The organism is Paenibacillus sp. FSL R7-0204 (assembly GCF_038002225.1).
GTDB lineage: Bacteria > Bacillota > Bacilli > Paenibacillales > Paenibacillaceae > Paenibacillus_AQ.
Genome location: NZ_JBBOCA010000001.1, coordinates 538958 through 565053 on the forward strand (window position 1 = coordinate 538958; position 26096 = coordinate 565053).

Consider the following 26096-nt stretch of genomic DNA (forward strand, 5'->3'; position numbering starts at 1 on the left):
GGATGAATAACAGGAAAGGAGGTCCCAAGTTGGAAAAAGACGAAAGTGCTAAAGAACCCGCAATCAGCAGGCTGTTCACGCCGGACGGCAAGCCAGTCCGCGTATTATCCACCTCGCTCGGCATTGCGCTGCTGGCTAACGCATTATTCATTCCCGGCAGCGCGGGTGCAAGCGGTAACGGCGGCGAGGAGCCTAAGCTGGTCTCCTGGTCTACCGAGGAAGTTAAGCAATATTTCGATAAGAATGTAGACTGGAATATTCCTTACCCGGAAGATCAGGAAGAGAAGGTTCAGGAAGGGCAGGGGGCAGTAACCTCCGGCGGCACGACAGTAATCAACAATTACGGCGGGTACAATTCGGGGTTCGGCTGGGATGATGTGCTTCTGTACCACATGCTCTTCAATAGCGGTTCGTTCTACTCTTCCAGAGGCTGGTATAATGACCGGCCTACTTATTATGGCGGTACACGCAATACTTATAAGCCGCCCTCTTATAATAGCGGACGATTCCAGAACAAGCCGGTGGCCGGCTCGGTGGTGAAGCCGAAGACCTCAACTTCATCCACCGGCTCCATTACCAGAAGGAATACCTCTTCCAAATCGGGCGGCATCGGCGGCACCTCCAGCGGGCTGGGTTCGAGCAAATCCAAATCCGGCTCCAGTAAAAGCTCGGGCAAAAGCTCGGTGCGCTCCGGCAAGAGCGGGTTCGGCGGATGATCCAGGCGGAGCAGGTATTCGAATATATAGACCAGTCCGGTCTGGAGCGCGCTCCCCGGGTAGAGCGGCTGCATGAGCTGGGCTTCACCTGGGCCGATCTGGAGGACGAGGAATACTGGCTGGATGCGGTGGCTGTGATGCGCAGCGAGACCTATCAGGAATTGAGGGAAGCCGCCGCAGCACTATGGGCGATTCTGGATAAGGCTGTGCGTTATGTCCATCTCAGACATGACCTGTACGACCTGCTGGGGATTCCTCCGGTGCTGTGGCAGATGCTGGATGATTGTCCATTGCCGGAGCCGGGACTGATCAGCCGGTATGCCCGGTTCGATTTTGCCGTGGCAGGGGATGGTACGATCAAGCTGCTGGAGCTGAATGCGGATACACCGACTGGTTATGTGGAAGCCTCCATTGCTACGCCGTGGATCTGCGCGGAAGCAGGCGTCGGAAGCGCGAATGCAGCCATGAAGCAGCAGCTTGCCGCAGCCTGGAGCGTGGAACGGCCCGACACGGTAGCCTGTGTGGATTATGGCAGCCATGAGGAGGACAGTGGAACGATTGAGGCGCTCGCCGCGCATAGCGGACTGGAAGTCCGCTGTGTCGATTGTCTGGATCTGTGGATTGATGAGGGTGTGGTCAAGGACGGGGAGAACCGGATCATAGAGCGGATGTTCGCGCTGTATCCGAAGGAGTGGATGGCCGTAGATGAAGGCGGCGAAGCTCTGGCTTACGCCATTGAGAGCGGGAAGCTCCAGCTGTTCAACGGACCGCATAGCATCATCCTCCAGTCCAAGGGGCTGATGGCTGCTGTCTGGGGAATGTATGAGCTTGGCCTGTTGTTCACAGAGCCGGAACGCGAGGCCATCTCCCGGTACATCCTGCCGACTTATAATAAGGCAGTCTTCTCGGAGAGCTTTGTATCCAAATCCGTATTCGGCCGTGAAGGCGGATCTGTACGGATCTTCGATGACAGCGGCGCGCTTGAAATCGAGGACGAGGAGGGCTACGACAGCAGTCAGCTTTTCCCCGTGGTCTATCAGAAAAGGGCCGAAATGGCCCGGATCATGACGGCGGAAGGTGAGCTGCACCTGCTGACCGGCGTGTTCGTCATTAACGGAACGCCCTGCGGGCTGCTTGGCCGGGCCGGCGGGCCGATTACAGGCAATGCCAGTCATTTTATCGCGCTAGGAGTGAGGGGGCTTGAAGATGTTCAAGGATAGAGAGGGGCATGCTGCCGGGCGCAGATCCCGGAGTGCCCTGCTGACTACATTGCTGCTGCTGGCGGTTATGGTGCTGAGTGCATGTTCGGCGAATAGCAGCAGTGTCTTTCATACGGGTACTAATACAACGGATAATGTATCACGTGTACCGTGGGATTACCGGGTGGTGGAAGGCAAGGTTGGCGATCTGGTCGGCAGCGATATGACTATATTGCCGGATAATGAGCTGCTCCCCAACGACGGGAATTATGCTACAGGCGACACTATCTGGACGCTTCAGTTCATGGACGCCGAGCTGGTGACAGATGCCGACCAGAAGAATGAGATCAAGCTGTCCGCCTGGACGACGCTTAAATCCTACGCCGATCAGAAGGCGGCCACGGAGGATCTGGCTAATCTCAAGGTATCGATCACAACGGATGTGGACCTGGTTGGCGTGTACAAGACGGAATACCAGAGCAAAACCAGAAATTTCGCAGTGCTGGAGCTGCCTTCCGGCAACCGGATCAAGCAGCCTATTGACGACAAGCGCTACGCCGCGCTGGAGAAGCAGAAGACAGCTTCTGTGGTGCTGGAGGAAGTACATGATTTCGCCGACTATGATTCGGCCTATGCGAAATTTCGGGGGTGGGCTAAATGACGATCGTAATTAATCTGGTGGTCAGTATTCTGACCATTGTTCTGCTTCAAGTGCTGGGTATGGTGATCTTTGCGCTCATGACTCCCTTCAAGGATATGGAGGAGCTGAAGAAGGGGAATGTGGCGGTAGCGCTGGCGTTCGGCGGCAAGTTCCTGGCGACGGCGGTCATTCTTGGAGTAGCGGCTTATACGAATACTTCCATCTGGTTCATGATGCTCTGGTTCGCGGTGGGCTATGTCTGCCTGATCGCCTCTTACTGGATCTTCGAGCTGTTCACTCCCGGCTTCCGGATTTCAGAGCAGCTGGAGAAGGGGAATACGGCGGTCGGCGTCATGCTCTGCATGGTGTTCATCGGTACGGCCTTCGCAGTCAGCAGTCTGATTATTTAGTTTTGGCAGACGGGCGGCGCCAGTGTCCCGCAAGGGACTCAGCGCAGGCTGCTGCCCGCCGGCTCAATTCACCCGGGAGGCAGGGATGAGTGTTGCATTTTCTAATCCAATTATCCGGCAAGCTGCTTCATCTCAAGAAGAAGTCCATTGCCATTATTATTCTGGCCTTCATTCTTCTAAGCGCAACCATCGCCTTCCTGCTGGAGCCGGATACGTTTCATAGCTGGTTCAACGCCTTTTATTGGGTAATGACCACCATGGCTACCGTCGGGTATGGCGATTACTTCGCCGCTACCGTCACCGGCAAGGTGTTTACGATTTTCTTATATATCTTTGGCATTGGTCTGCTCAGTCTGGTGATCGGCAAGATTATTGATGCCATGGGCGAGATGCAGCGCAGGAGAGGAGCCGGAACCTTGACCTTTCACGGACATAATCATGTGGTGCTGATTAACTGGAACCGCAAGACACAGGCGGCAGTAGATGAGATTCTCTGTTACGACAGGGAATGCAAAGTGGTCATTATCGATGAGAATGGAAGGCATCCGCTGGAATCTATGGAGCAGGTCCACTTCATCAGCGGCGATGCTGCAAGCGATGACGTTCTGCTGAAGGCGAATATCGGGAGCGCCAGAGCAGCGATTGTGTTCAGCGACACCCGGATCGACGAGGCTTCCTTAAGCGACGGCAAGTCGCTGCTGATTGCTTCCAGCATTGAACGGATTGCCCCGCAGGTACATACAACCGTAGAGATTATGCAAGAGAAGAACATTCAGAACTTCAAGCATGTGCAGGTGAACGAGTTCGTGCTCTCCCATGATGCGATCTCCAGACTGGCCGTCCGCTCTGCCCTGCAGGAGGGGAATTCTGAGGTGATCACCCAACTGCTCAGCCGCGAGCACGGGGATGATATCTATGAGATTCCCCGCCGCAGCGGCTGGACAACCTATGGGGAGGCCTTTCAGGACCTGCTGCGCCAGGGGGCGACCCTGCTGTCCGACCGCGGCGATCTGGGCATTAACCGTAAGCTTGGCCAGCCGATTCCGGCAGATGCCAGACTCTACATCGTGGCCGATGAGGCTACGTACCGGAGAATTAAAGAGAGCTAGAGACAATACCAAGGTATTCATAGGAGCTGTTCCGGTCGTTAAGACCTGGAGCGGCTCTTTTTTTGGGACAAAAGGAGAAAAATGTGATACTGACACATAATGTTCGAAGAAACAGTAAATAATGTGACAATAATTACCGTTATATTAGTATGAATTAATTGTTAGTTGTCATTTAAGGATGTGATCGATTGGGAAGCAGATATAGCAAGGCTGCTGTTCTGGGGATGTCGCTGCTCTTGCTAACCTCCTGCAGCGGTAATCAGGCCGCGCCAGCGCCATCCTCTCCCGGCTATACTCCGGCAGTCTCTCCTACAGGGACTACACGGCCGGATGAAGCGCCGCAGCTAGAGCCTACACTGGAACAGCAGGAATTATTCAATTTCATAAATACGCAGCTTACAGGACCCGATGGTGTATATACGAATCTGAAGGAGACCTCTGAATCGGCAGAGGTGGCTACCGGCCATGAAATTTTGAGCGAGTCCGCATCTCTGCTAATGGAGACTGCCGTCCGTACCCGCAATCAGGAGCAGTTCGACCGGCAATGGGAGACGGCCCGCAGAACCTTCGATATGGAGGGAGGCTTCAGCTACCGCTACAGTCCCAAGCAGCAGAAGCGTTATCCCGTGAATGCAGCGGTGGATGACCTAAGGATGATCGGAGCGTTATATGAGGCAGGGCTGGCTTTTAACCAGCCGGAATATACCAGAGAAGCCGATAAATATGGAGAACGTTTCTATAAAAACAACACTAAAAAAGGTTACATTTATGACATCTATGACAATTATTTGAAATTGGTCAACGGATTCGTAACTTTGTGTTATATTGATCTGAGTGTATTGCAGAAATTGTCGATATCTAGCGAATCACAAGAGAATTTGTCGAAGAATATGAGTGGTATTTTGGAGGAGGGATATTTGTCCGATTCTTTTCCATTCTATGAGACCCGCTTCGATTACAAGAGTGGACAGTACAGCTCTGAAGGCATCAACTCTGTCGAATCTCTGCTGACTATTCTGCATCTGGCAGAGACCGGCCGTCAGCGGCCGGCAAGCATCAGCTACATCAAAGCTCAGGTCGCAGCGGGAACTTTGTTCGGACAATATACCCGTGAGGGCAAGCCGGCTAATGACATCCGTTCAACAGCGGTCTACGCGCTCACAGCCATGATTGGAGCCGTGCTGGAGGATGGTGAGCTCTATCAGTCCAGTATGGACCGGATGAATGAATTCAGGGTGACAGATCCTCTGAGTCCGCTATACGGCGGTTTCGGTGATCCTGCCTCCGGGCAGGCGTACTCTTTTGACAACCTCATGGCACTGCTGGCTTATTCCTATAAGGCTCCATAATATAACCACAAAGGGGAATCGGAATGATAGACAACTTAGAGCTTACATCCACCCGGCCCGGTATCACGTTAGCTGGCTTTCGGATTACTCCGGCATTTGCCGCCGCGTTCTGTGTGCTGCTGGTGACGGCTATTTCGCTGTTTACCTCCCCTTATATCGGCATGGCGGATAACGGAGACTTTTACCGGATTATATATAGCAACGGCCTGTATTTCAATGCTCCGGACTATGACAGCCAGTACTTCGGCTATTTCGTGAAGCAGTTCGGAATCTTCCAATATTTCAACGAGAACAGCACGATGGTGGTCTCCTCCCAGTCTCTGTTCATCAAGCTGGCGATATTCGTGAACAAGCTGTTTTTCAGCCGCGAGGTCTTCGATATCCGCTTCCAGGCTGCAATCTACACATTGCTGTATGTTGCAGCTGTCTACCTTCTGGTTGAAGCGATCACGCTGAAAATGTCACTTAAGCGGGGGATGGCAGTCGCGGCACTTGCGGTGTTCATCTTCGGGGATACGGGTTACACCAACTATTTCAGCTCCTTCTTCGGCGAGAGCCTGGTGATGGTGACCATGATTCTGGTGTTCGCCTCCTGGCTGCTGCTGTACCGGAAGAGATATAACGATTATGCCATGCTGGCGATCCTGTTGATCAGCACCCTGATCCTGACTACCTCCAAGCAACAGAATGCTCCGGTGGGGATGGTGATTTCCCTGCTCTCGATTCCGCTGGTGCTGATCCGCCGGGACAAGCTGTTCCGCTGGGTTACACTGCTGTCGGCCGGTCTGATGATGTTCGCCGGAATTGCGACGTATCTTAATATCTCCAAAGAGTTCGTGAATATTAACCAGTATCATGCGATGACGCGCGGGGTGCTGATGGAATCCAAGAATCCGGAGATCGCGCTCGGTTCATTTGGCATCAATGAACAATACGCGATTCTCAAAGAGAATACCTACTATGACCAATACGGGACGGTGGATGTGAAATCCGAGCTGCTGGATAAAAATTTCTATAGCCGCTACGGCTTCGTCTCCATTCTGACCTATTATGCTTCTCACCCGAATGAGCTGGGCTCGATCCTGGATACGGCTGCTGAGAGTGCCTATAAAATTAAGCCGGCGGCTATGGGTAACTATGAGCAGTCCGCAGGTAAGGAGTTCCGGGCGCAGAGCCATTTCTTCAGCTTGTACAGCACGCTTAAGGAGAAGCTGGCTCCCCGTCCCTTCGCCTTCATTCTTCTCTGGATGGCTGTAACGATTGGGGTCTATATGCCATCGTTCGTCCGGTCCATCCGGACCCGGGATTTCCGGGGCATGCAGCGTCTGCTTGTGATTCTGGCGACCATGCTGGTCGGACTGTCGGGAATCGTAGTCTCCATTATCGGGGCGGGTGACGCGGATATTGCCAAGCATGAATTCCTGTTCACTCTAGCCTTCGATCTGATTATCTTCCAGACGGCTGCCAGTGTAATCGGCCGCGGTATCTCTTCACGCAGATCGGTGCCGTCTGCGCCGTCTGCACGGCCGCTCAAGGATTATCCGGCACTGAATAAAGGGGTGGGCATGTGAGACGCAGAGGGATCGTCATTCTGCTGTTAATTGTATTGGCGGGTGATCTGCTGCCCTCTGCCGGGCCGGCATCCGCTGCCGCTTCTCCGGCTCCGGCACAGCGGATTCTGCTGCTGTTCGACAGCCTGGCGAAGAATACAGGCCAGGAAGGGAATGTGGCCGAGCTGCAGCGGCTGCTTGCAGCCAACAGTGCACAGGTCACGCTGAAGCCTATCTCCTCTTATGCGCCGGGCGGCATGAAGGGCTATTCCGGCGTGATCACTGTGATTAACAATGATGAGCTTGAGATTATGAATCAAGCCTACCTTCAGGAGGCAGCCGGGTATAAGGGGGCTATGCTGCATGTTGGATATAGACCGCCTGCCCGGATGCAGCAGACGCTGCGGCTGAAGACCGGGGTATGGCATAGAGCGGGCGCAAGCCTCTCCATCGGCGGATTCACCGGCATTCCGCTGGAGGTCGAAGGGATGCCCTATATAACCGCTTCGGCCGCGGAGCGTTCTTATGGAACGTGGTCGTCGTCAGACGCGGGGGCACAGGTGCCGTTTGCGGTAAGCAGCGGCCGCTCCGCCTACCTGCCTTATCTGAAGGAGGGCGATTTCACAGCCATCGCAGCGGCTTATGTGCTGAAGGATTGGCTGCACTATACTGCGGAGCCGCAGATGTATCTGGTCATCAAGGAGATCTATCCCTTCTCGGATCTGAATCTGCTGGAGCAGATGGCAGACCGCCTCTATAGAAGCGGTATCCCCTTCATCGCCAGTGTCCGTCCGGTATTCGCAAATACCGATTTCCCCGCCATGAAGCGGTATCTGGAGGCGCTCAGAGCCGTCCAGTCCCGCAACGGCAGCATCGTGGTCAATGCCCCGGCGGTCAGACCGCCGATCAATTCGAATGACCGGTCCCTGCGCGGGAAGATGAATCAGTTCATTAATGTGCTGGCGGAGGGGGGCGTGGCACCGCTCGGCGTTGCTGCCGAGAGCTACTGGACGTTTGACAAGGAGTATTCCGCCGCAGGCATGGGATTCTTCAATTCGGCGGTGCTTTTCCCGGATGAAGAGACCCATTATATGGAGCAGACTGATACGTCTGCGGCCTTCTCTTCCTCTCTGTACAGTCTGCCCCCTGAGCTGCTGCAGGGAATTGGCAGAACAGGCAAGGCGATGCCGGAGCTTCCGCTGAATACGGCGGTGACGCTGGATCTGCCGGAGGATGCGCGAGGACTGGAGGAACTTATGCAGAATCTGAATGCGGAATGGTATACCTTCGCAGACTATAAGCAGGAGGCGCATATGGTCCGCACGGATATGCACATTCTTGAGTCTGCTGACGGTGTGGTCCGTGTGGACGGCAACACGCTGGATGTGGATTATACCCCGCGGAAGGTCGCCGTGGATTTCGAGTATCAGGAGAAGCAGGCGACCAGCTTCAACAGGCTGTTCAGCGTACAGAATCAATTCTTCATCATCGTGATCTTCGCTGCGCTACTCTTGTTCGGCGGCCTGCTCACAATTGGCTACAGGCTGTACCGCAGGAAATATTTGAACAAGTGATTCGGGAAAAATATAGCGAGCTTAGGAGAATACTATGACGATCTCAGACGTATTGATGGTGATCGCGGTCATCTGTATCTGGTCCCTGCTGCTGGTGAATGTGATGCTGATTATAGCGGGGTATCTATACTACATTCAAACGGAAAACGAACCGGTGCCGGAGATTACCGGGGAGCATCCCATGGTGACGATTATGGTTCCTGCTCACAATGAGGGGGTCGTCATCAGCAAAACCGTGGAATCCCTGCTGGCGCTGGATTACCCGCATGACCGGTATGAGATTATTGTCATCAACGATAATTCATCAGACAACAGCGCCGAGCTGCTGGCTGCTATCCGGGAGCGGAATCCGCTGCGCAATCTGATCATTATTAATACAGACGCCGTCACAGGCGGCAAAGGGAAATCCAATGCGCTCAACATCGGCTTCACCCGCAGCAGCGGGGAGCTGATTGCGATCTATGATGCCGATAATACGCCGGAGCGCACGGCGCTGAAATATCTGGTGGCAGAGATTATGAATGATGCCTCCCTGGGGGCGGTAATCGGCAAGTTCAGAACCCGCAACCGGGATGCCAGCCTGCTGACCCGGTTCATTAATATCGAGACCCTGTCCTTCCAGTGGATGGCGCAGGCGGGGCGCTGGAAGCTGTTCAAGCTCTGTACAATCCCGGGAACGAACTTCATTATGCGCCGGAGCATTGTCGAGAGCATCGGCGGCTGGGATGTGAAGGCGATTGCCGAGGATACGGAGATCAGCTTCCGCATCTATATGATGGGCTACCGGATCAAGTTCCAGCCGAAGTCGGTCACCTGGGAGCAGGAGCCGCAGACGGTGAAGGTATGGTTCAAGCAGCGGACACGCTGGGCGAAGGGCAACATCTATGTCATTGTGAAGAACCTTCCGCTCCTCATCGACCGGAAGGCGGCGAAGATCCGCTTCGATATTCTGTATTATGTCTCGATCTACTTTCTGCTGCTGATTTCGCTGGTCACCTCCGATATTCTGCTCGTGCTGCATGCCATGGGGTATGTACATACGACCATCGCCGGACTCAGCAGTTTCCTGTGGCTGCTCGCCATTGTGCTGTTCGTGGTGGGGATCTTCGTTACCCTGACCACAGAGAAGGGCGAGATGAGCCTGTCGAACCTGTGGATCATTCTGCTGATGTACGTATCGTATTGCCAGCTCTGGATGGTAGTGGCCGCTTACGGGCTGTACAACTATTTCAAAGACGTTATTTTCAAACGGGAAGCCAAGTGGTACAAAACCGAGCGTTACTAGTGCGCCGGAGGTCCAGAAATAAGATGTCAGGAGATACGGAACATGATGAAAAAACAGATCCTAACAGTGCTGCTCTGCCTCTCCCTCTTCCTGGTTCAAATCCCTGCGGCGCAGGCGGCGGTGCTTCCCGGTGAAGCCGGAGCAACGTATGAGACGCTGTTCACGGGCAGCGATGTCTCGCTGAGGGGCGCAAGCTCCCAGCAGCAGTTCTTCACAGTCATGGATTATTGGAATGTGGATAAAGTGATGATCAATCTGCAATTCCAGACCTCACAGATCAGTGAGGATACGCTGTCGAGCGTAACACTGTCGCTGAACGGCATTCCGTTCTATTCCTTCCGGCCGTCCCTGGATAATAACGGGCAGCAGAGCCTGAGCGTGGAAGCGCCCAAAGGGTTCCTGACGAAGGGGAGTAACACGCTAAGGATACAGGGGAGCTTAAGAACCACGACAGGCGGCTATGAGCTGTGCAATATCGATGATATGCAGGACAGCTGGCTGCATCTGTTCAACACCTCGAATATTGCTGTGAATTATACGCCGAAGCCCATTACTGGAGGCATTCAGGATTTCAGTGCCAGATTCTCAGGAATGGATACGGTAAAAAATGAACAAAGCCTGCTCGCCGTGCCGCAAAATGCCAGCGGGGCTGAGCTTGAGAGCGCTACCTACGCCCTCTCGGGATTCGCCAAAGGCAACACGCTGAACGACAGAACCATTCCGCTGCTGCCTTACCGCGAGGATACCGTCAAAGACAAGAGTGCAGTAGTGCTGGTAGCTACGTATGATCATCTGCCGGAACGAGTGAAGAAGCTGGTAAGTACGGCGGACGACCTTGGCACCCATGCGGTTATTCAGCTGGTGAACAAGGATTCCCTGCCTACGCTGGTGGTGACCTCGAGGGACGAGAGCCTGCTGATCAAGGCCGGACGGCTGATGGCCAGCCGGGAGCTGATGAGCCAGCTCCGCAAGGATCTGAAGGTTGTTACTAATGCTACCGATGTAGTGAATCCTGCGCCGGCCATCAGCTCGAACATTACGTTCACGGAAACAGGGGACAAGCTCACCGGGCCGAATCATCAGGAGCAGACGTATTTCGTCTCCCTCCCGTCCAACCGCTCCATTGCGGATGACGGCAGAATCAGCCTGGATTTCCGGTATGCGGCGAATCTGGACTTCAACCGTTCCCTGGTGACGGTGAGCATCAATAATACGCCCATCGGCAGCAAGAAGCTGACGAAGGAGCTGGCGAACGGCGATGTGCTGAATCTGAATGTGCCGCAGAGCCTGAATATCTCCGGCAACTTCACCGTGACGGTGGCCTTCGATCTGGAGCTTGCCAGCATGCTCTGTACACCGAACAAGGAGCAGATGCCGTGGGCCTATATCAGCAAGGAATCACTGATGCGCCTGAACACGAAGGACCGCACCGACCTCCTGCTGAGCAATTACCCTTATCCGTTCCTGCGGGACGGCATCTTCAACCGTGTGGCGGTGGTACTGCCGAAGGAGAAGGATGACTACACCTACCGGAGCCTCGGGAATGTCTTCAATATGCTCGGGCAGTTTGCCGGAGGAAATACCGGCGATGTCCACTTTTACAGCGATAACGCAACAGCGGATAACCTGAAGGACAACAATATTATTGCGATCGGGAGCTATAAGAATAATAAGGTGATCCGTGACAACAACGGCAAGCTCTTTTTCAAGTATAACAAAGACGGTCTGGCCCTCCTCTCCAATGAGAAAATCGCCCTGGACGAGCAGTACGGAGCCGCCATCGGCACGCTCCAGCTCCTGGAATCCCCTTATGAGAGCGGACGCGGCCTGCTTGCGGTCACTGCGGTCAGCTCTGAAAGCTACTTCGTAGTCTCCAAGCTGATCGGGAGCGAGAAGGACAGGTGGAGGGTGTACGGTGACGGCGTTATAGCGGATAAGGACGGCACGGTAAATGCCTACCGCTTCAAGACGGTCTCCGGCGCCAAGCCGGACTCTCTGGTCTCGCGGGTGATGGAGCGCAGCGATGTACTGGGCTTCGTGACCGCAGCGGTGATGATCGTGACGCTGGTGGTCGTGGCGCTGATTCTGATGCTGCGCAAACATAAGAAGAAACGTGGTGATCAAGCGTGAGACGTAACCGCAGCAGTCTAACCTCGGATCTGGGCTTCCTGGCCTTTCTGGTTCTGATCTTCGCCTGCATCGTATATATCGCGGGCTCACCGGATAACTACGTCCAGAACATTATTATTCTGAATGTATCGTTCATCCTGGCGCTGGTCACGTATTTCACCACGGTCACGGCGGGACTGACGCTAAATCTGGCGTTTGTCTTCGGCTACGGCTTCTTCGTGGTCTATCAGACGGTATCGCAGGGCGCATCGATCGGTGTAGAGACGTATTTCTGGCTGATTATGACCCCGCTGCTTACGGTGGTGCTGTGGGTCTTCACCTCAAGCACCCGCGAGCTGCAGGCGGAGAATGAACGGCTGCTGAAGCGTACGAATAATCTGGCTGCGGTGGATGAGAATACGGATCTGCGCAACAGTATTTCTTTTCAGAAGGACGCCAGTCTGTTCACCGGCATCTCGGTCCGTTATAAAATCCCGCTGACGCTGCTTGTGGTGAAGGTGAAGTACTGGAATGAAATCCGCCGACTGATCCCGGAAGAGCAGCTGTCCGAAGCCATCTATGATGTCTCCCAGCTCAGCCAGTCGAGCATTCGTACCAATGATGCGCTGTATCTGCTGGACAAGGAGGATGCTACCTGGGGCCTTCTGCTCTTCACGGACCGGGAAGGGGCCAAGATTGTCATTGAGCGGATCAAACAGCGGCTGCAGGAGCTGAATGACTCAGAGTTCTCCGGCAAGTACAAGGTCACCTTGGGGCTGAAGATCGGTGCGGTGGAATATGCGGCGGACACCATCGAGAATCCGCTGGATTTCATTGTCCAGGCCAAAAAGGAACTGGAATACGATGTATAATGAGTGGGAGCAGGAAGTCCTGCAACCAATCTGACAGGAGGACTGGACGATGGATTTGGGTCTTGAGGGGACAGTCCCTGCTGATCGACGGCGGAATGGTGAAATCGCTCTAGGACAGGCTCTTGACTCAGCGGCTCATTTCACTTATGATAGTATGGCGTGTAAAAATCGGAAGATTTACGCATCTCCCTTTGTCTAACCGGATTTTTCAAATAGACCAAGAGATGGCTTCAATACTTCTTCATAAGTTGTATCCGTACGGAAAGGAGGTTACTACAATGAAACAAGGCATACACCCTAAGTTCAACCAGGTTATTTTCTTCGATGCTAGCGTAGGCTACAAATTCCTTAGCTCATCCACCAAATCATCCGGTGAAACTATGGAATGGGAAGACGGCAACTCTTACCCGGTGATCCGTGTAGACTCCAGCTCTGCATCCCACCCGTTCTACACAGGTAAACAAAGAGATACCGAAACTGGCGGCCGCGTTGACAAGTTCAAACAACGTCTCGCTCAGAAGAAATAATGGTATTACTATAGAGGATATTCCCGCATCCATGCAGATGGTGAAGGAGTATCCTCTTTGTTTTGCGTACTTACTTTTGTAAGAATGATTCATTTGTACGAAAGAGTAGGATATAATAAGGCAAAGCAATCTCAAAAATAGGAGAAATATGACATGCCGTGGATGCAGGGTTATCCGTTTTACTTGGTAATGGGCAGCGTTCTAAGTCTCTACATGGGCATCGGTTCTTACAAGCACCGCCATACACCAGGAAGATGCTATTTATGGATTTTGATGCTGCTGGTCAGCATGATCTTCGCAGCTACGGCCGGAGAGATTCTATCGGGTTCCTTCGGGGCGAAGCTATGGTGGAAGAATGTGCAGCAGGGCCCGCTTTTTTTGAGTGCGATCTTCAGCTATGCGGTTATTAAAGAGTATGTGTCCCGTTCCTCTGAGGGTTTGTCCAAGAGGCTTATTTACTTTTGTATCCCGGTGGTGCTTGATGTGCTGCTGATCTTCACTGACTCCTACCATCATCTGATGCGCAGCGGGGTCGGACTGGCTACGGTGGCGGGGGTTACCGGAATTGTAGTGGAGCCCACCGTGCTCAGCATGATCCTCATCGCGTACGATCAGCTATTCGGACTGTATGCTGTATATCTGCTGGCCATCTCTCTCCTGAATGGGCCTAAGTATTATTTCCGCCATAATGCGCTGCTGTTATTCAGTCTGCTGGTACCGGTCCTGTCGGTGTTCCTGCTTCCGCTGCTGCAGATTACGATTACAGGCTTCACAGCCTTCACCTACCTGCCCCCTATCGTGGCCGCTTACCTCACCTTGTTCCGCGATCCCAGATTGTCGTTATATCCGCTGGCTAAGAATAAAATCTTCGAGAATATGAAGGACGGCATCGTCCTGACGGACCGCTACGATTACATCATGGATGTGAATGAGGCGGCGGACGCTATGCTCTCCGAGCTGCTGGAGGAGAAGCCGGAGACCTGGATGGGCACTAGCATTCAGCCGCTGCTCAGGCAGCACGGGCAGTTGTCTGCCTGCTATGCGGAGCGGCGGGAGGGGCAGTTTGAAATCGAGCCTCCCGGCCGGAGCGGGTCCTGTTATGGAGTGGCGCTCATTGCTACGGAGCAGGTCCGGGGGAAGGGAGCGGGGATGCTGCTGGTCTTCAGTGATCTTAGCGAGAAGAAGAGGTATGAGCGGGAGCTGCTGCATCAGGCCACGGTGGATGATCTGACCGGGCTGTACAACCGCAGGCATTTCATGAGACTGGTACAGAATTACTCTGCGCAGATCGGTGCGGGTATGGCCTTGCTGCTGTTCGACATCGATGATTTCAAATTAATTAATGATACATACGGACACATGGCGGGTGATCAGGCGCTGGTGGATTTGTCCGGAAAAATTATGCAGGTATATCATAACAAAGGGATTGCGGGGCGCGTGGGAGGCGAAGAGTTCGCCGTCTGCTTCTCCGCCGGCAATGAAGCTGCGGCCTTGAAGGAGGCAGAGAGCTTCCGCACCGCTATGGGCGAGCACATCGTTGAGCTGGATGGAGGGCATCACATCCAGCTTACAGTGAGCATCGGCATTGCTTTTACGGATCAGGCAGATGTGACCTTCGAGGACCTGTACCGCGAGGCGGACGAGGCCCTCTATCTGTCCAAGGCCACCGGCAAGAACCGGGTAACCTTGGGCCGTGAGCCTAGGGTGCGTCAGGCGGCTAAGGGGTAGGCGTCAGCTTCAGGACCGCGCTGCTGCGGTCATAGTGGATCGTTACGCCCAGCTCGGAGCATAACGCATCCAGCGGGATCATGACTTTCCCGTTCCGCAGCTTGGGCGGAGTTCCGGTAAGGAGAACCTTCTTCCCATTCACGGTCAGGATCATCGGCGGCTCGAATTGCTTGAGCTGCTGGATGGACAGCTCTGGCGTGAGTGTCCGGTTCCCTTCATTGATCCGTGGAGCATTCAGCGTGGTTCTGGAGCCCAGGCCCAGCCCGATATTGAATTTCAGATGGATGCCGAGTGAATCGCAGATTTCCAGCAGCTTTTCGTTATAAGAGCCGTAAGGGAAGGCGATAGCCGAATCCGTATTGTCCAATTCTTCTTTCAGCCTGCGCTCTGCATGAGCGAGGTCCCCGGTTACTCTTCTGTAGTATTCTTCATTCAGTTCATTCCGGTTCTCGTCATGAATGTACAGCAAGGAGCTCGCCGCCGGGCGGGTGCCGCCCTCTGCATCAACAACTGCATAATAATGTAAATTATACGTATGATTATAAAAGCCCATTCCGGCGCGCTTCATCTCCCGCATCTGCTCCCAGGTCAGCTTGGGCACCTGACGCTTATTAGTGTTGTCTACATCGGAGACAATGATGAAGTTCACTGCGGTGTAGCCGTACTTTTGCAGAATGGGAAACGCCAGCTTATAAAAACTCTCATAGCCGTCATCGAACGTCAATAGAACCGCATTATCGGGAACCGGCGCACGGTCCAGCATGAATTCCCGGTACTGCTTCATCGTAATGACATGGAAGCCCTCCTGCTTCAAGAGCTGCATTTGCTCATCAAACTGTACGGCGGGTAATACGCCGGGATAGAGCGTTAACGGGGTTTCCGTCAGATGGTGATACATGAGTACCGCCACATGATCCTTGTAGTACACACCCTTGGGGAGCGGAGCCTCCTTCTCCCAGCCGATACGCGCATGCAGAATCCGTTCAGCGAGGTCTTTATCCACCATCAGCTTATGGTCCGCTGTCAGTGCATAGGCATCTGTCTTGAATTCGACTCCATCAAGGCCGGTAATGCTAAGCTTGGTCATTGCTTTATGTCTAAAAGGCACAGGCAGGAAGACCACCACCAGCAGCAGCAGGATGAGGATATAACGTGTTTGCGGTTTGTGCAGGTTCAGTTTCAATGTCCGATTCTCCCCATCTCCCGAATATACAACAATAATAAACCTATAACGTCTGCCAAGACAAAAATGTGACAGGATCTTAACTAAGTGATGTGGTTTTTGTTAGGTCTGTGGTGGTAATTAGAAATATAGTAATATCAATATAATAACAATTTGCCGATTAGCAGATACTGGGGGACGGCTATGGAGGATTTCAGAGATCGGATGAGGGCTGTGCAGCAGCAGCAGGACGGGCTTTTGAAGGAATACCAGTCTTTGATTGAAGAATACGAGAGCAGTGATCTGGTCCGCGAGAACGAAGTGTTAAGAAGGGAAAATGGGGCAAACAGGCTGAGCCTGGCGGAGCTGAAGGCTCAGGCCGCGAGGCTTGAGCGCGACAACTCGGAGCTGCGGACTGCACTGGCGGAGCAGATTCTGGATGAGAAGCTGGGGATTCTCCGGGTATCGCGGCAGAAGCTGCAGACTTATTTTGCCTCACGGGATCATGCGTATCTCGACCGGCTGACATCCTTCGAGCAGGACGCCAAGCGGCGTATAGAGGAGATGTACAGTATCGGGGCACGCGAGCTGGGCCAGGAGAAGACCCAGATCACTTATATATTGGATGAGGTGCAGGCGAAGCTGAATGAGAGTATCCTGCTGCGCAGGCAATGGCAGCGGGAAGCAGCGCGTTCGCTCAGAGGGACGATGGACAGCGGGCTGGATGATTTGGCTGCTGAAGGGGTTGACGAGGAGACCCTGCTGCGCCGCCGCAAGCAGAACCGGATCGAAATGAAGATCGGCCTGAACTGGATCAACCGCCTGGGAATTCTGCTGCTGATCCTGGCAGTGGGCGCCGGGTTCAGATACACCTACTCCACCTGGTTCAATGATTATATGAAGGGCAGTGCCTTCTTCCTGCTGGGGGCAGTCATGCTGGCGGGCGGGGAGTGGCTGTTCCGCAAGGGGCGGGGAGCCTTCGCTCTGGGGCTGATTGGCGGCGGGGTGTCGGTGCTGTACGGCTCGATATTTTACAGTTATTTTCTGCTGGAGATTATCGGGTTATGGGCCGGGATCGGCCTGTCGGTGCTGGTCACGCTGTCCGCTGTGCTGCTGTCGCTGCGCTATGAGTCACGGACGATCTGTTCTATGGGGCTTGTAGGGGGTTATCTGCCGCTTTTCTCTTATATTGGAGCCTTCGGGCTGGAGGGCAGTGCAGTGTATGCGGCAATGGGGTATCTGTTTGTACTGAACCTGCTGATTCTGCTGATCTCTCTGCGCAAGCGCTGGGTGGTTGTCAATTACATCAGCTTCCTGTTCAACACGCCGTCTATCCTGCTGCTGATTTATCTGGCGGATAGCTATGCTGCAGGCATTCTCTGCGCTGTGCTGACTTTCGCCATGTATCTGGGGATTACACTCTGGTATCCGTTCAAGTTCAAGACGAAGCTTAACTGGCTGGACTTCGGCCTGCTGGGCTGTAACACGCTCGTTAGCTGCATGACACTGTATCTTCTGTTCCTGAATGCCGGGCTGGATGAATTCAAAGGCGCGCTGGCGCTGGCCTTCTGCCTCATGTATCTGGGGCTTGGTGCGCTGCTGGAGAAGCAGATGCCGCAGGAACGCGAGAGCCGTCTGCTGTTCTATGTCACCTCACTGACCTTCGCCATCCTGATGATTCCGTTCCAGCTGGGAGCGGCCTGGTGGTCGATCGGCTGGCTGGTGGAAGGTGTGGCGCTTACGGTCTACGGACATCTGTACCGCTTCAAAATGGTAGAACGCGCAGGCTGGGGCATCCTTTCCCTCTGTCTGCTGACCTTCTTCGGATTCGACGTTCTCCTGCAGCTCTCGGATTATAATGCGGTAATCTACTATACGAACTCCTATTTCGATCTGAAATATACATTCATTACGGCGGGAATGGCGATTGTAGCCTTATTGTATGCCATCCGTTATTCGAATCAGGAGACGCTGCTTCGCAGTACGCCTGCGGAGGTGCAGGCTACCGTATGGTTCAAATATGCAGCTATTATCAATTTCTACGGGTATGTGGTGTATGAAGCATTGCGCCTGTATGACTGGATGGTGCCGGAGGATATAGCGCACAATGCCTTTTACAAGCTGCTGCTGGCGGGTCTGCTTACCTCTGGACTCGCTTATGCGCTGCCGAAGGTGAACGTTCTGTATGACAAGGTGGTCGGCATCATGGTTCTGGTGCTGCACGGGATTGCCTATGCGGTCTGTATCGGCATCACGCTGGGTCTGCCCAGTCTTCCGGAAGGGTGGTCCGGCAGCACTGCTGCCGATGTAGTGGCGCTGGGTGTGCTTATTCTGTTCAATGTGTTCGTATGGTTCAGCAGTGCAAGGCTGCTGCGGACAACGCTGCTGCACGATTATAAGAATATAGAGCTGTATCCTGTAGCTATGGGCATCTATCTGCTGGTGATGGTTACGGCGTTCCTGGGGGTGCAGATGCAGGTGCGTGACGGAGGGCTGGCCTTCAGTCTGCTCTATCTGCTGCTGGCCGTGCTGTTCATTATGTACGGCTTCTGGAAAAGATATCTGTATATCCGCCGCTTCGGACTGGCGCTGTCCCTGCTGGCAACCGGCAAGCTGCTGCTCTATGACCTGACTCTGCTGAACACCGGCAGCAAGATCATCGCGTACTTCAGCTTCGGACTCTGCCTGCTGGGGATATCCTACCTCTATCAGCGGATAACGGTCAGAATGGAGGAAGCTTATGCGCTTGCTGAGCAAGACAGGCCGGAGAGCTAGGGCGGCTGTGCTGCTCGCTGTATTGGGCGGACTCGTGCTGGGTTCCGGCACCTTCCCGGCGCACAGTGCGGCAGCGGCATCCGGCGGAGCGGAGAAGACGGACGGCGGGCAATGGAAGTTCTCGCGTGAAATCTCCCTGCCGGAGGCGGCTCCGTACTATGGATTGTATCTGGATGAAGCGGTGTACCGCTCGGCGGCAGAGGACTTGCGTGATCTGCGTATACAGGACAGCACTGGCGCTAAGGTTCCCTATTATATGGAGAGCGGAGCGGAGACGGTGGAGGAGCATAGCGCGGTCTATGCCTCAGAATTGATTCACAAGGCAGTGAAAGGAACGGATACCCTGCTGGATTATCAGATTAAGCCGCTTGCCGAGCATGTCGATATTCAGGGGAACCGCCTGGTGTTCGAATTGCCCGCAGAATCCTTCCTGAAGCATGTGGAGGTGTGGGGCGGTTATGACGGGCAGGCCTGGGAGCAGCTCGGCACAGGGGATCTGTATGCCACGAACGGGTTAAGTGCGGACAGCATTACGCTGGAGAGCAGCTACAAGTTCGGCTATTACCGTCTTGTAGTGAAGAACAACCCGGAAGGGCTGGAATTCCCCGGCCTGACCCTGGTAGACAGCAGCAGGGAGTGGAGTACAGCTGCATTCATGCGGCAGAAGACGCCGCAGACAGAGATTAAGCAGGTGGAGAACCGTACCGAGATCATGATAAGCAACACGGACCGGCTGAAGATTGGGAAGGTGATGCTCGGCAGCACCGGGAATTTCCTGCGGCGCTATGCACTGTATGACAGCGCCGGGAGCAAGCTCCCGGTCACCGGAAGCGGGGAGCTGTACCGGCTGGACTTCAAGGATACCCGGATCTCCCGGACGGAGATTCAGCCGGTGGTGCCGGCCTCTTCTGATTCCCTGCGCGTGATCATCTACAATCTGGACGATGCCCCCATCTCCATCACGGACCTTAAGATCGAATATCTGGTAGACCGGCTTGTATTCGCGGGCGGGGAGAAGACGCCGTATTCCCTGCTCTATGGCAACACGCTGGCAACTGCTCCGCAGTATGATATTATTAATTTCAAAGACCGGATCAGCAGAGAAAAGCTTGCGCCGGCCGCGCTGGGTGCAGAGACCCGGGTACCGGTAACGGCAGCAGATCCGCCCGGCACAAGCTGGTGGCTTCAGGGCCGCTGGGGCTTCAATGCCATTATTATTGCAGTCTCGCTGCTGCTTATTCTCATCGTTGCCCGCAAGCTGGGTCAGGCGAAATAGGAGATTTGGCACGAACCCGCAGAAAGAAGGATTACCGCATGACCCTGATTATTATTGCTTCCATCCTGCTTGCCGTTATTGCCGCTGCGTATCTTATCATGACCGTCTATCCGGCGTTCGGGCGGAGGGCCGGGAAGCAGGAGAGAACCCGTAATCTCCGTTCTGCCCAATACAGCAACGGCAAATTTGCTTATCCGCAGACTGCAGACCTGAGCGGTGAGAAGGCCGGAAGCAGCGGATTCTCTATTCTGAGGGACTTCATTAAGGGCAACCCTAACTCCAGACCTGCTGAGCCTCTTCAGCCGCAGCCGCTGTTGCCGTCCTCTATTGGACAGGGACGCGACACCCGGGTTACCTGGTTCGGGCATTCAGCGGTGCTGCTGGAGATGGACGGCCTGACTCTGTTCCTCGACCCTATGCTGGGCCATGCACCGTCACCGTTTCCGTTCATCGGCGGCCGCCGCTACAGCAAGCAGCTTCCGCTGGAGGCTGCCCTTTTGCCGCAGCTGGACGCGGTGCTGCTCTCCCATGATCATTATGATCACTTGGACTATGGAACCATCCGCCAGCTGAAGGATAAGGCAAGGCTGTTCATTGTACCGTTAGGTGTCGGCGCCCATCTGCGCCGCTGGGGTGTGGCCGCAGACAAAATCCGCGAGCAGGACTGGGGCGATTCGCTTTCCTATGAAGGGATAACCTTCACCTGCGCTCCGGCGCGGCATTTCTCGGGGCGGAGTCTGCTGGACCGCAACACCACGCTGTGGTGCTCCTGGATTATTCAAGGGGAGAAGACCAAGGTCTTCTTCAGCGGAGACAGCGGATATGGCCCGCATTTTGCCGAGATTGGACGTATGCATGGTCCCTTCGATCTCACGCTGATGGAATGCGGCCAATACGATCCGCGCTGGGCGGATATCCATATGCTGCCGGAACAGACTGTCGAGGCGCACATCGATGTGCAGGGAGGTCTGCTGATCCCCATCCATTGGGGCGCTTTCACCCTGTCGATGCATGACTGGACCGACCCGGCAGAACGGGTCTCAGCTGCGGCGGCGCTGAGAGGGGTACGGCTGGCCACGCCTAGAATCGGGGAGACTGTAACCGCAGGGGCCGCCGGATATCCGGTTCTTCCCTGGTGGAGATGAGGCTGCGCGCCCGAAGGGGACTTGTGGTACAATCAGGGTTCATAGAACCCAAGGAGCTGACGAACGAAGATGAGTAATGAAGTGAACGAACAGGAACTGGTGGAGGTATTATCTGCACAGACGAAGGTGGACCCGGCCGTCATCCGGCTGGTGCTGAAGCATGAGCAGACGTTCATCAATAAGGCCAAGGCCAACGCCAAAGGCGAGATTGATATCGATAATGATGATCTGGTCGACTATGTGACTGCGCAGCGCGATGTGAAGCTGGACGAGCTAACGGTGGAGACCATTCTGGATGCGGAAATGGATTACCTGATGGACAAGGGACTGGCCGGATATATCGACTGAATGCTGTAGCCAGAGGCGCATGGCTGATCTCAAGAATCCGTGCGCCCGGCCAGGCTTCTCTAAAATTTAAAATTTATTTTGGGTATTTGGCAATAATCCTTTGCATTTGGGAAATCAGTGTGCTACAATGAAGTTAATCATAAATTTAACCCTTAATTCACATATTGTAAAAGGTTATCAATTTGTGTTTGAAGCCTTTTCCAATGTGTGAATTTTTATTTGTTCGTACAATACGTAGGAATAAAAGGACATGTGTTAAATAAACTTTGGAGGTAATATCATGCAAACAGGTACAGTAAAATGGTTCAACGCAGACAAAGGTTTCGGTTTTATCGAGGTTGAAGGCGGAAGCGACGTATTCGTACACTTCTCCGCAATCACTGGCGAAGGCTTCAAGTCTTTGGACGAAGGCCAACGCGTTGAGTTCAACGTAACTCAAGGCGCTCGTGGACCACAGGCTGAGAACGTTGTAAAACTGTAATATCAACAATAAGCTGCCCTTAACACCAGTTGAGGGTAGTTTTTTTTGTGACCAGGTAGTAGAGGAGTAGCTTCCGTTCTGCCATGACAGTCCGTAGGACGCACTAACCAAGCTATTAGGAGGGGTACTTATGTATTTTCGTAAAAAAGCGGTAATAGATCTTCCGCAGGAAGAGACGGCCATCTGGTCCTGCACCAAGGAAGAATGCACCGGATGGATACGCGACAACTTTGCCTTCCAACATGTGCCGACCTGCTGGCAATGCAATTCGCCTATGACCCGGAGCATGAAGATGCTGCCTACGCTCGTTAATAAGAACTTGGATGCGAAGGCTACCAAGAAGAGTGTGACTATCCGCTAAGGTTGCCACTCTCTGACCGGTTCATACAGAATTAGAGGATAGCAACCCTATACCGCTGTCCGTTTCTTGCCCGCAATGGGCTATTTTTTTTGGATTTTTACCTCTATATAAAAGGCATTTAAAGTTTGAACTCGAAGCTTGGTCGTCACTGCGGTGAACATTTGGACTTCCGGCCGCTGTTGTCACCAGATTTCTTGATTTTAACCGCTAATCGCGGTGGAAATCCGGTGACAAAGGCGGACGCTATCGCTCCTACAGTTCCAAATTTCCCCTCCGTTTCTTTTTGCTTTTCGTTAATTTCTTTAGTACCTCTTTTATAAAACGGTACTATCCATGAAAAAGACGGCAAAGCCATTCTTAAACGCCGGCGAATCAGCGGGTTGACAATAATGGATAATACAGGGATGATGGAGCTATGAGAAAATATTTTCTGCTTCTGACGCTTCTTGCGGTTGCCCTGAATGCAGTGGGGATTTTTTATCATAAACCTATGTTTAACATTATCGCAATTGGTATGATTCTGATCTTGATTCCGCTGGATATATATCTGGAGCCGACCCGCCGCAAAGTCCTGAGTTACTGCATCGGTGCGGTATTGCTGGCTCTGCTGTGGGCGGCCCTGCATTTCGAATGGATTACTCCGTTGATGTTCATCTAAGTAGTCTTCTGTGCAAGCCCTTAGGGCAGCTCCTTGAACCGGGAGAACTGTGCTAAGGGTTTTTTGTTGCTGGTATCCGCGGGGACCTCAGGGCCGTCTCTCGCCTGCGGGCAATGATTTATCTTGACAAAACTCCCGGGGTTTGGAGAATAGAGTTGGAAACGCTGCCAACGAAAGAGGGAATTCTGATGCTTCAGAGGTTCAGAGAGCTCAACACACTGCGCAATCAGATATTCATCGGTTTTTTGCTGGTGATGCTCATTATTATTCTGGTTTCCGGGATATTTGTGTATGACCGTGTCTCTATTCTGCTCAAAAATAATGCCGAGCGGCATATCCAGCAGACGGCGGTTCAGGCCAACGGAAGGCTGGACGCGCTGACCGGCCAGATAGACGGTCTGATGGAGCAGGTGGCCAATCATCCTACCGTTCAGCAGCTGCTGCTGGAGGAGCTGGACGGCAATGAGGTGTCCTTCAATCAGCGCCAGTCGCTGCTGCAGATTGTCTCCAGCTATCAGGCGTACATGCCGAGCGTGGGCTCGCTGGAGCTATATACCACTGATTACAGGCTGCTGTTCCCGATTAAGGAAGGCAGCCTGGAGAGCAGAATTAACGAGCAGCACATCAGTGAGGCTAATGCCCAGAAGGGGCGGCTGGTCTGGATCGGTGTTGATCCGCATGATGAACAGAGCCTGCTGGCGATCCGCCAGGTCAGCCTGATGGACCGCTGGTTCTCGCGGGGAGGCTACCTGATGGCCCGCATCCAGCGCAGCTACTTCCAGCTCGACGATCCGTTCTCCGGCAGTGACAGCGGGGAGTCAGTGCTGCTTGTGAATGATGAAGGCCAGCTCCTCGGGAGCAGCGGAACACCGCAAGAGGATCTGCTGCCGCTGCTGGAGAGCGTGGATCAGACGGTCAGCTTCCGGGGCAAGGAGTATGTGCAGGTCAAGCTGCGCTCGGACAAGACCTCCTGGACGCTGCTAGTGCTGACGCCTGTCAGTTATGTGACCAAGGGACTATCCGTGCTGCGGACGGTACTGCTGGTGTCAGGCGGAATCGGAACCCTGCTGTTCCTGATTATATCCTTCCTGCTGTCGACAATGATTACCCGGCCGATCATTCACCTGATCCGGGCGATGCGCAAATCCCGCATGGGGGTGCTGACCCCCAATTCGCAGAAGGTATCGACCATGGAGCTGCGGGAGCTGAATAATACCTATAACGGTATGGTGGCTAATATTAATGATTTGATCAGGGTGGTCTATGAGAAGGAGGTCCTGCAGAGCCGGACTGAGCTGAAAGCCTTGCAGGCGCAGATCAATCCCCATTTCCTGTTCAATACGCTGGAGGCCTTCAACTGGTCGCTGGAGGAGAAGGGGGAGGAGGAGCTGGCCGGATTAGTGGTCATGATGTCCAGGCTGTTCCGCTACATTATCGGCACTCCCCATAACAAGGATGAATGGGTTACGCTGAGCGAAGAGGTCGAGCAGATCAGGCGGTATTTGCGGATTATGGAGATGCGGATGGGGGAACGCCTGTCCTGGGACATCAGGCTTGATCCGCATGAGGCTGCTGTACCGGTGCCCAAGCTGCTGATTCAGCCGATTGTTGAGAACGCGATTCTCCATGGAGTGGAGAGCCGCGTGGGCAAGGGCGTTATTGAAGTCATAATTAGCCCCTCTTCCCGCAAGGGGTGGACCTCAGTCGAAGTGTCGGACAACGGTCCGGGCATGGATGAGGCTACGCTGCTGGCGCTGCGCGATGCGCTGGATGGCGGGCCGCCGGTCTCTGCCAAGGGCAGCGGAGTGGGGCTGGTGAATGTGCAGCGGCGGTTGAAGCTGTACTACGCGGAAGCAGACATGCAGACGGAAGGCCTGATCGTGGAGAGCCGGCGGTCTGAGGGGACCTTAATAAGGTTTGAGATTCCAAGCAATGGAGGAGATACCTATGAGTCTGGGCAATAAGACGATTCTAATCGTAGATGATGAACCAAGAACGCGTCAGGGGATTAAGCAGACGCTGGAAGTATGGGCGGCAGGCCGGTATATCGTGGAAACCTGTGACAATGGGGTGGAAGCGCGCGAGCGGCTGCGGCATGAGCGGGTCCATCTGCTGATTACAGATGTGCGCATGCCGGAGGTGAGCGGGCTGGATCTGATCCATTCGCTGCAGGAAGCTCCCCGGAAGCCGGTGATCATTGTGATCTCCGGCTATGCGGAGTTCGATTATGTGCAGCAGGCGATGCGGCTGGGGGCGGTCAATTATCTGCTGAAGCCGCTGGACAAGTCCGAGCTGCTGACAGTGGTTGAGGATGCGCTGAAGCGGGAGGAGGAGCAGCAGCGCCATGTGAAGCTGGAGAAGCTGGTGGATCACAAGCTGCTGGAGATTGACCCGGAGCAGGCCGGGATGGGGCAGCCGGTTAAGGAGGCCATTGCCTATGTGGAGCAGCATCTGCACGAACAGCTGACGATGGCTGAGGTAGCGGGGCTGATTCACCTGAATGCCAGCTATTTCAGCGTGTTGTTCAAGGAGCAGGCCGGGGTGTCCTTCACTGAATATCTGTCACGTCTGCGGATTCAGCGGGCGAAGGAGTTGTTACTCCAGACTGCACTGCCGGTCGGGGAGATCGGAGAGCGTGTAGGGTACCGGACGGATAAATATTTCATTAAGGTATTCAAGTCCTTGGAGGCCATAAGCCCTAGCCGTTACCGTCAGCAGATGAAAGGCGGAGCTCAGGAGATCCAATAAATGTGGTATTTTAGCCAATAAGTGTGCCCTTATCTGCCTCAGGGTACGATGCTAGAATTTTAATGATAGCGATT

Annotated in this window: 23 protein-coding genes; 22 read left to right on the plus strand and 1 reads right to left on the minus strand. The window is 54.0% G+C overall.

Annotated elements, in window-relative coordinates; translation table 11 throughout:
* Positions 1-29: 29 nt before the first annotated feature.
* From MKX42_RS02575 to MKX42_RS02635, 13 genes are all read left to right on the plus strand, one after another.
* Positions 30-716 carry a hypothetical protein gene (locus MKX42_RS02575; RefSeq protein ID WP_340751002.1) on the plus strand — a complete coding sequence of 229 codons (687 nt, stop codon included), beginning with the start codon at positions 30-32 and terminating at the stop codon, positions 714-716.
* Positions 713-1936, plus strand: a complete 1224-nt coding sequence (locus MKX42_RS02580; protein WP_340751003.1) for a glutathionylspermidine synthase family protein — start codon at positions 713-715, stop codon at positions 1934-1936. The genes MKX42_RS02575 and MKX42_RS02580 overlap by 4 nt, the downstream gene beginning before the upstream one ends.
* A complete protein-coding gene (locus tag MKX42_RS02585) occupies positions 1923-2576 on the plus strand; it encodes a signal peptide protein (RefSeq protein WP_340751005.1) in 654 nt (217 codons plus the stop codon). Before MKX42_RS02580 ends, MKX42_RS02585 begins: the two co-directional genes overlap by 14 nt.
* Positions 2573-2965 carry a DUF350 domain-containing protein gene (locus MKX42_RS02590; RefSeq protein WP_340751007.1) on the plus strand — a complete coding sequence of 131 codons (393 nt, stop codon included), beginning with the start codon at positions 2573-2575 and terminating at the stop codon, positions 2963-2965. Before MKX42_RS02585 ends, MKX42_RS02590 begins: the two co-directional genes overlap by 4 nt.
* Positions 2966-3054: 89 nt before the next feature.
* Entirely contained in the window at positions 3055-4074 is a 1020-nt protein-coding gene (locus MKX42_RS02595; protein WP_340751009.1) for a potassium channel protein, read from the plus strand.
* A 188-nt stretch (positions 4075-4262) separates the two neighbouring features.
* Positions 4263-5423, plus strand: a complete 1161-nt coding sequence (locus MKX42_RS02600) for a hypothetical protein (protein ID WP_340751011.1) — start codon at positions 4263-4265, stop codon at positions 5421-5423.
* Between the two features lie 23 nt (positions 5424-5446).
* Entirely contained in the window at positions 5447-6994 is a 1548-nt protein-coding gene (gene wsfD, locus MKX42_RS02605) for a glycan biosynthesis hexose transferase WsfD (protein WP_340751013.1), read from the plus strand.
* Positions 6991-8547, plus strand: coding sequence for a hypothetical protein (locus tag MKX42_RS02610; protein WP_340751015.1), 1557 nt, complete (start codon positions 6991-6993; stop codon positions 8545-8547). The genes wsfD and MKX42_RS02610 overlap by 4 nt, the downstream gene beginning before the upstream one ends.
* A 34-nt stretch (positions 8548-8581) precedes the next feature.
* Positions 8582-9832 carry a glycosyltransferase family 2 protein gene (locus MKX42_RS02615; protein ID WP_340751016.1) on the plus strand — a complete coding sequence of 417 codons (1251 nt, stop codon included), beginning with the start codon at positions 8582-8584 and terminating at the stop codon, positions 9830-9832.
* A gap of 42 nt (positions 9833-9874) precedes the next feature.
* Positions 9875-11962 carry a cellulose biosynthesis cyclic di-GMP-binding regulatory protein BcsB gene (locus tag MKX42_RS02620; protein WP_340751018.1) on the plus strand — a complete coding sequence of 696 codons (2088 nt, stop codon included), beginning with the start codon at positions 9875-9877 and terminating at the stop codon, positions 11960-11962.
* Complete coding sequence (locus tag MKX42_RS02625; protein WP_076081509.1) at positions 11959-12813, plus strand: diguanylate cyclase domain-containing protein; 855 nt, start codon at positions 11959-11961, stop codon at positions 12811-12813. Before MKX42_RS02620 ends, MKX42_RS02625 begins: the two co-directional genes overlap by 4 nt.
* A 278-nt stretch (positions 12814-13091) precedes the next feature.
* Positions 13092-13340: a type B 50S ribosomal protein L31 gene (locus MKX42_RS02630; protein WP_036722727.1), complete on the plus strand. Its 249-nt coding sequence runs from the start codon at positions 13092-13094 to the stop codon at positions 13338-13340.
* A gap of 153 nt (positions 13341-13493) precedes the next feature.
* A complete protein-coding gene (locus MKX42_RS02635) occupies positions 13494-15068 on the plus strand; it encodes a sensor domain-containing diguanylate cyclase (RefSeq protein ID WP_340751020.1) in 1575 nt (524 codons plus the stop codon).
* Here MKX42_RS02635 and MKX42_RS02640 read toward each other — a convergent pair.
* Positions 15058-16251, minus strand: a complete 1194-nt coding sequence (locus MKX42_RS02640) for a polysaccharide deacetylase family protein (protein ID WP_340751022.1) — start codon at positions 16249-16251, stop codon at positions 15058-15060. The two genes, MKX42_RS02635 and MKX42_RS02640, sit on opposite strands and share 11 nt — an antisense overlap.
* A 183-nt stretch (positions 16252-16434) precedes the next feature.
* On the opposite strand from MKX42_RS02640, the gene MKX42_RS02645 reads away from it, so the two are divergent.
* The 9 genes from MKX42_RS02645 to MKX42_RS02685 all read left to right on the plus strand — a co-directional run bounded on the left by MKX42_RS02645 (position 16435) and on the right by MKX42_RS02685 (position 26022).
* Positions 16435-19005, plus strand: a complete 2571-nt coding sequence (locus MKX42_RS02645) for a DUF2339 domain-containing protein (protein ID WP_340751024.1) — start codon at positions 16435-16437, stop codon at positions 19003-19005.
* Entirely contained in the window at positions 18971-20281 is a 1311-nt protein-coding gene (locus MKX42_RS02650) for a DUF3999 family protein (RefSeq protein ID WP_340751026.1), read from the plus strand. The genes MKX42_RS02645 and MKX42_RS02650 overlap by 35 nt, the downstream gene beginning before the upstream one ends.
* A 38-nt stretch (positions 20282-20319) precedes the next feature.
* Positions 20320-21426 (plus strand): MBL fold metallo-hydrolase, encoded by a 1107-nt coding sequence (locus tag MKX42_RS02655; protein ID WP_340751028.1) that lies wholly within the window; start codon positions 20320-20322, stop codon positions 21424-21426.
* Between the two features lie 69 nt (positions 21427-21495).
* Entirely contained in the window at positions 21496-21774 is a 279-nt protein-coding gene (locus MKX42_RS02660) for a hypothetical protein (protein ID WP_340751030.1), read from the plus strand.
* A 280-nt stretch (positions 21775-22054) separates the two neighbouring features.
* Positions 22055-22255, plus strand: a complete 201-nt coding sequence (locus tag MKX42_RS02665; RefSeq protein ID WP_036722718.1) for a cold-shock protein — start codon at positions 22055-22057, stop codon at positions 22253-22255.
* A 130-nt stretch (positions 22256-22385) separates the two neighbouring features.
* A complete protein-coding gene (locus tag MKX42_RS02670) occupies positions 22386-22616 on the plus strand; it encodes a cold-shock protein (protein ID WP_340751032.1) in 231 nt (76 codons plus the stop codon).
* A gap of 415 nt (positions 22617-23031) precedes the next feature.
* On the plus strand, positions 23032-23274 hold the full coding sequence (locus MKX42_RS02675) for a hypothetical protein (RefSeq protein ID WP_340751034.1): 243 nt from the start codon (positions 23032-23034) through the stop codon (positions 23272-23274).
* Between the two features lie 188 nt (positions 23275-23462).
* Entirely contained in the window at positions 23463-25238 is a 1776-nt protein-coding gene (locus tag MKX42_RS02680; RefSeq protein WP_340751036.1) for a cache domain-containing sensor histidine kinase, read from the plus strand.
* On the plus strand, positions 25222-26022 hold the full coding sequence (locus MKX42_RS02685) for a response regulator transcription factor (protein WP_340751038.1): 801 nt from the start codon (positions 25222-25224) through the stop codon (positions 26020-26022). The genes MKX42_RS02680 and MKX42_RS02685 overlap by 17 nt, the downstream gene beginning before the upstream one ends.
* Positions 26023-26096: the final 74 nt, after the last annotated feature.

What these genes read in the sequence shown, in the direction of transcription:
- MKX42_RS02620 (WP_340751018.1), top strand. Translation starts at nt 9,875, where the DNA reads ATGATGAAAAAACAGATCCTAACAGTGCTGCTCTGCCTCTCCCTCTTC.
- MKX42_RS02615 (WP_340751016.1), top strand. Translation starts at nt 8,582, where the DNA reads ATGACGATCTCAGACGTATTGATGGTGATCGCGGTCATCTGTATCTGG.
- MKX42_RS02650 (WP_340751026.1), top strand. Translation starts at nt 18,971, where the DNA reads ATGCGCTTGCTGAGCAAGACAGGCCGGAGAGCTAGGGCGGCTGTGCTG.
- MKX42_RS02655 (WP_340751028.1), top strand. Translation starts at nt 20,320, where the DNA reads ATGACCCTGATTATTATTGCTTCCATCCTGCTTGCCGTTATTGCCGCT.
- MKX42_RS02665 (WP_036722718.1), top strand. Translation starts at nt 22,055, where the DNA reads ATGCAAACAGGTACAGTAAAATGGTTCAACGCAGACAAAGGTTTCGGT.
- MKX42_RS02585 (WP_340751005.1), top strand. Translation starts at nt 1,923, where the DNA reads ATGTTCAAGGATAGAGAGGGGCATGCTGCCGGGCGCAGATCCCGGAGT.
- MKX42_RS02580 (WP_340751003.1), top strand. Translation starts at nt 713, where the DNA reads ATGATCCAGGCGGAGCAGGTATTCGAATATATAGACCAGTCCGGTCTG.
- MKX42_RS02685 (WP_340751038.1), top strand. Translation starts at nt 25,222, where the DNA reads ATGAGTCTGGGCAATAAGACGATTCTAATCGTAGATGATGAACCAAGA.
- MKX42_RS02645 (WP_340751024.1), top strand. Translation starts at nt 16,435, where the DNA reads ATGGAGGATTTCAGAGATCGGATGAGGGCTGTGCAGCAGCAGCAGGAC.
- MKX42_RS02680 (WP_340751036.1), top strand. Translation starts at nt 23,463, where the DNA reads ATGCTTCAGAGGTTCAGAGAGCTCAACACACTGCGCAATCAGATATTC.
- MKX42_RS02660 (WP_340751030.1), top strand. Translation starts at nt 21,496, where the DNA reads ATGAGTAATGAAGTGAACGAACAGGAACTGGTGGAGGTATTATCTGCA.
- MKX42_RS02590 (WP_340751007.1), top strand. Translation starts at nt 2,573, where the DNA reads ATGACGATCGTAATTAATCTGGTGGTCAGTATTCTGACCATTGTTCTG.
- MKX42_RS02630 (WP_036722727.1), top strand. Translation starts at nt 13,092, where the DNA reads ATGAAACAAGGCATACACCCTAAGTTCAACCAGGTTATTTTCTTCGAT.
- MKX42_RS02635 (WP_340751020.1), top strand. Translation starts at nt 13,494, where the DNA reads ATGCCGTGGATGCAGGGTTATCCGTTTTACTTGGTAATGGGCAGCGTT.
- MKX42_RS02670 (WP_340751032.1), top strand. Translation starts at nt 22,386, where the DNA reads ATGTATTTTCGTAAAAAAGCGGTAATAGATCTTCCGCAGGAAGAGACG.
- wsfD (WP_340751013.1), top strand. Translation starts at nt 5,447, where the DNA reads ATGATAGACAACTTAGAGCTTACATCCACCCGGCCCGGTATCACGTTA.
- MKX42_RS02675 (WP_340751034.1), top strand. Translation starts at nt 23,032, where the DNA reads ATGAGAAAATATTTTCTGCTTCTGACGCTTCTTGCGGTTGCCCTGAAT.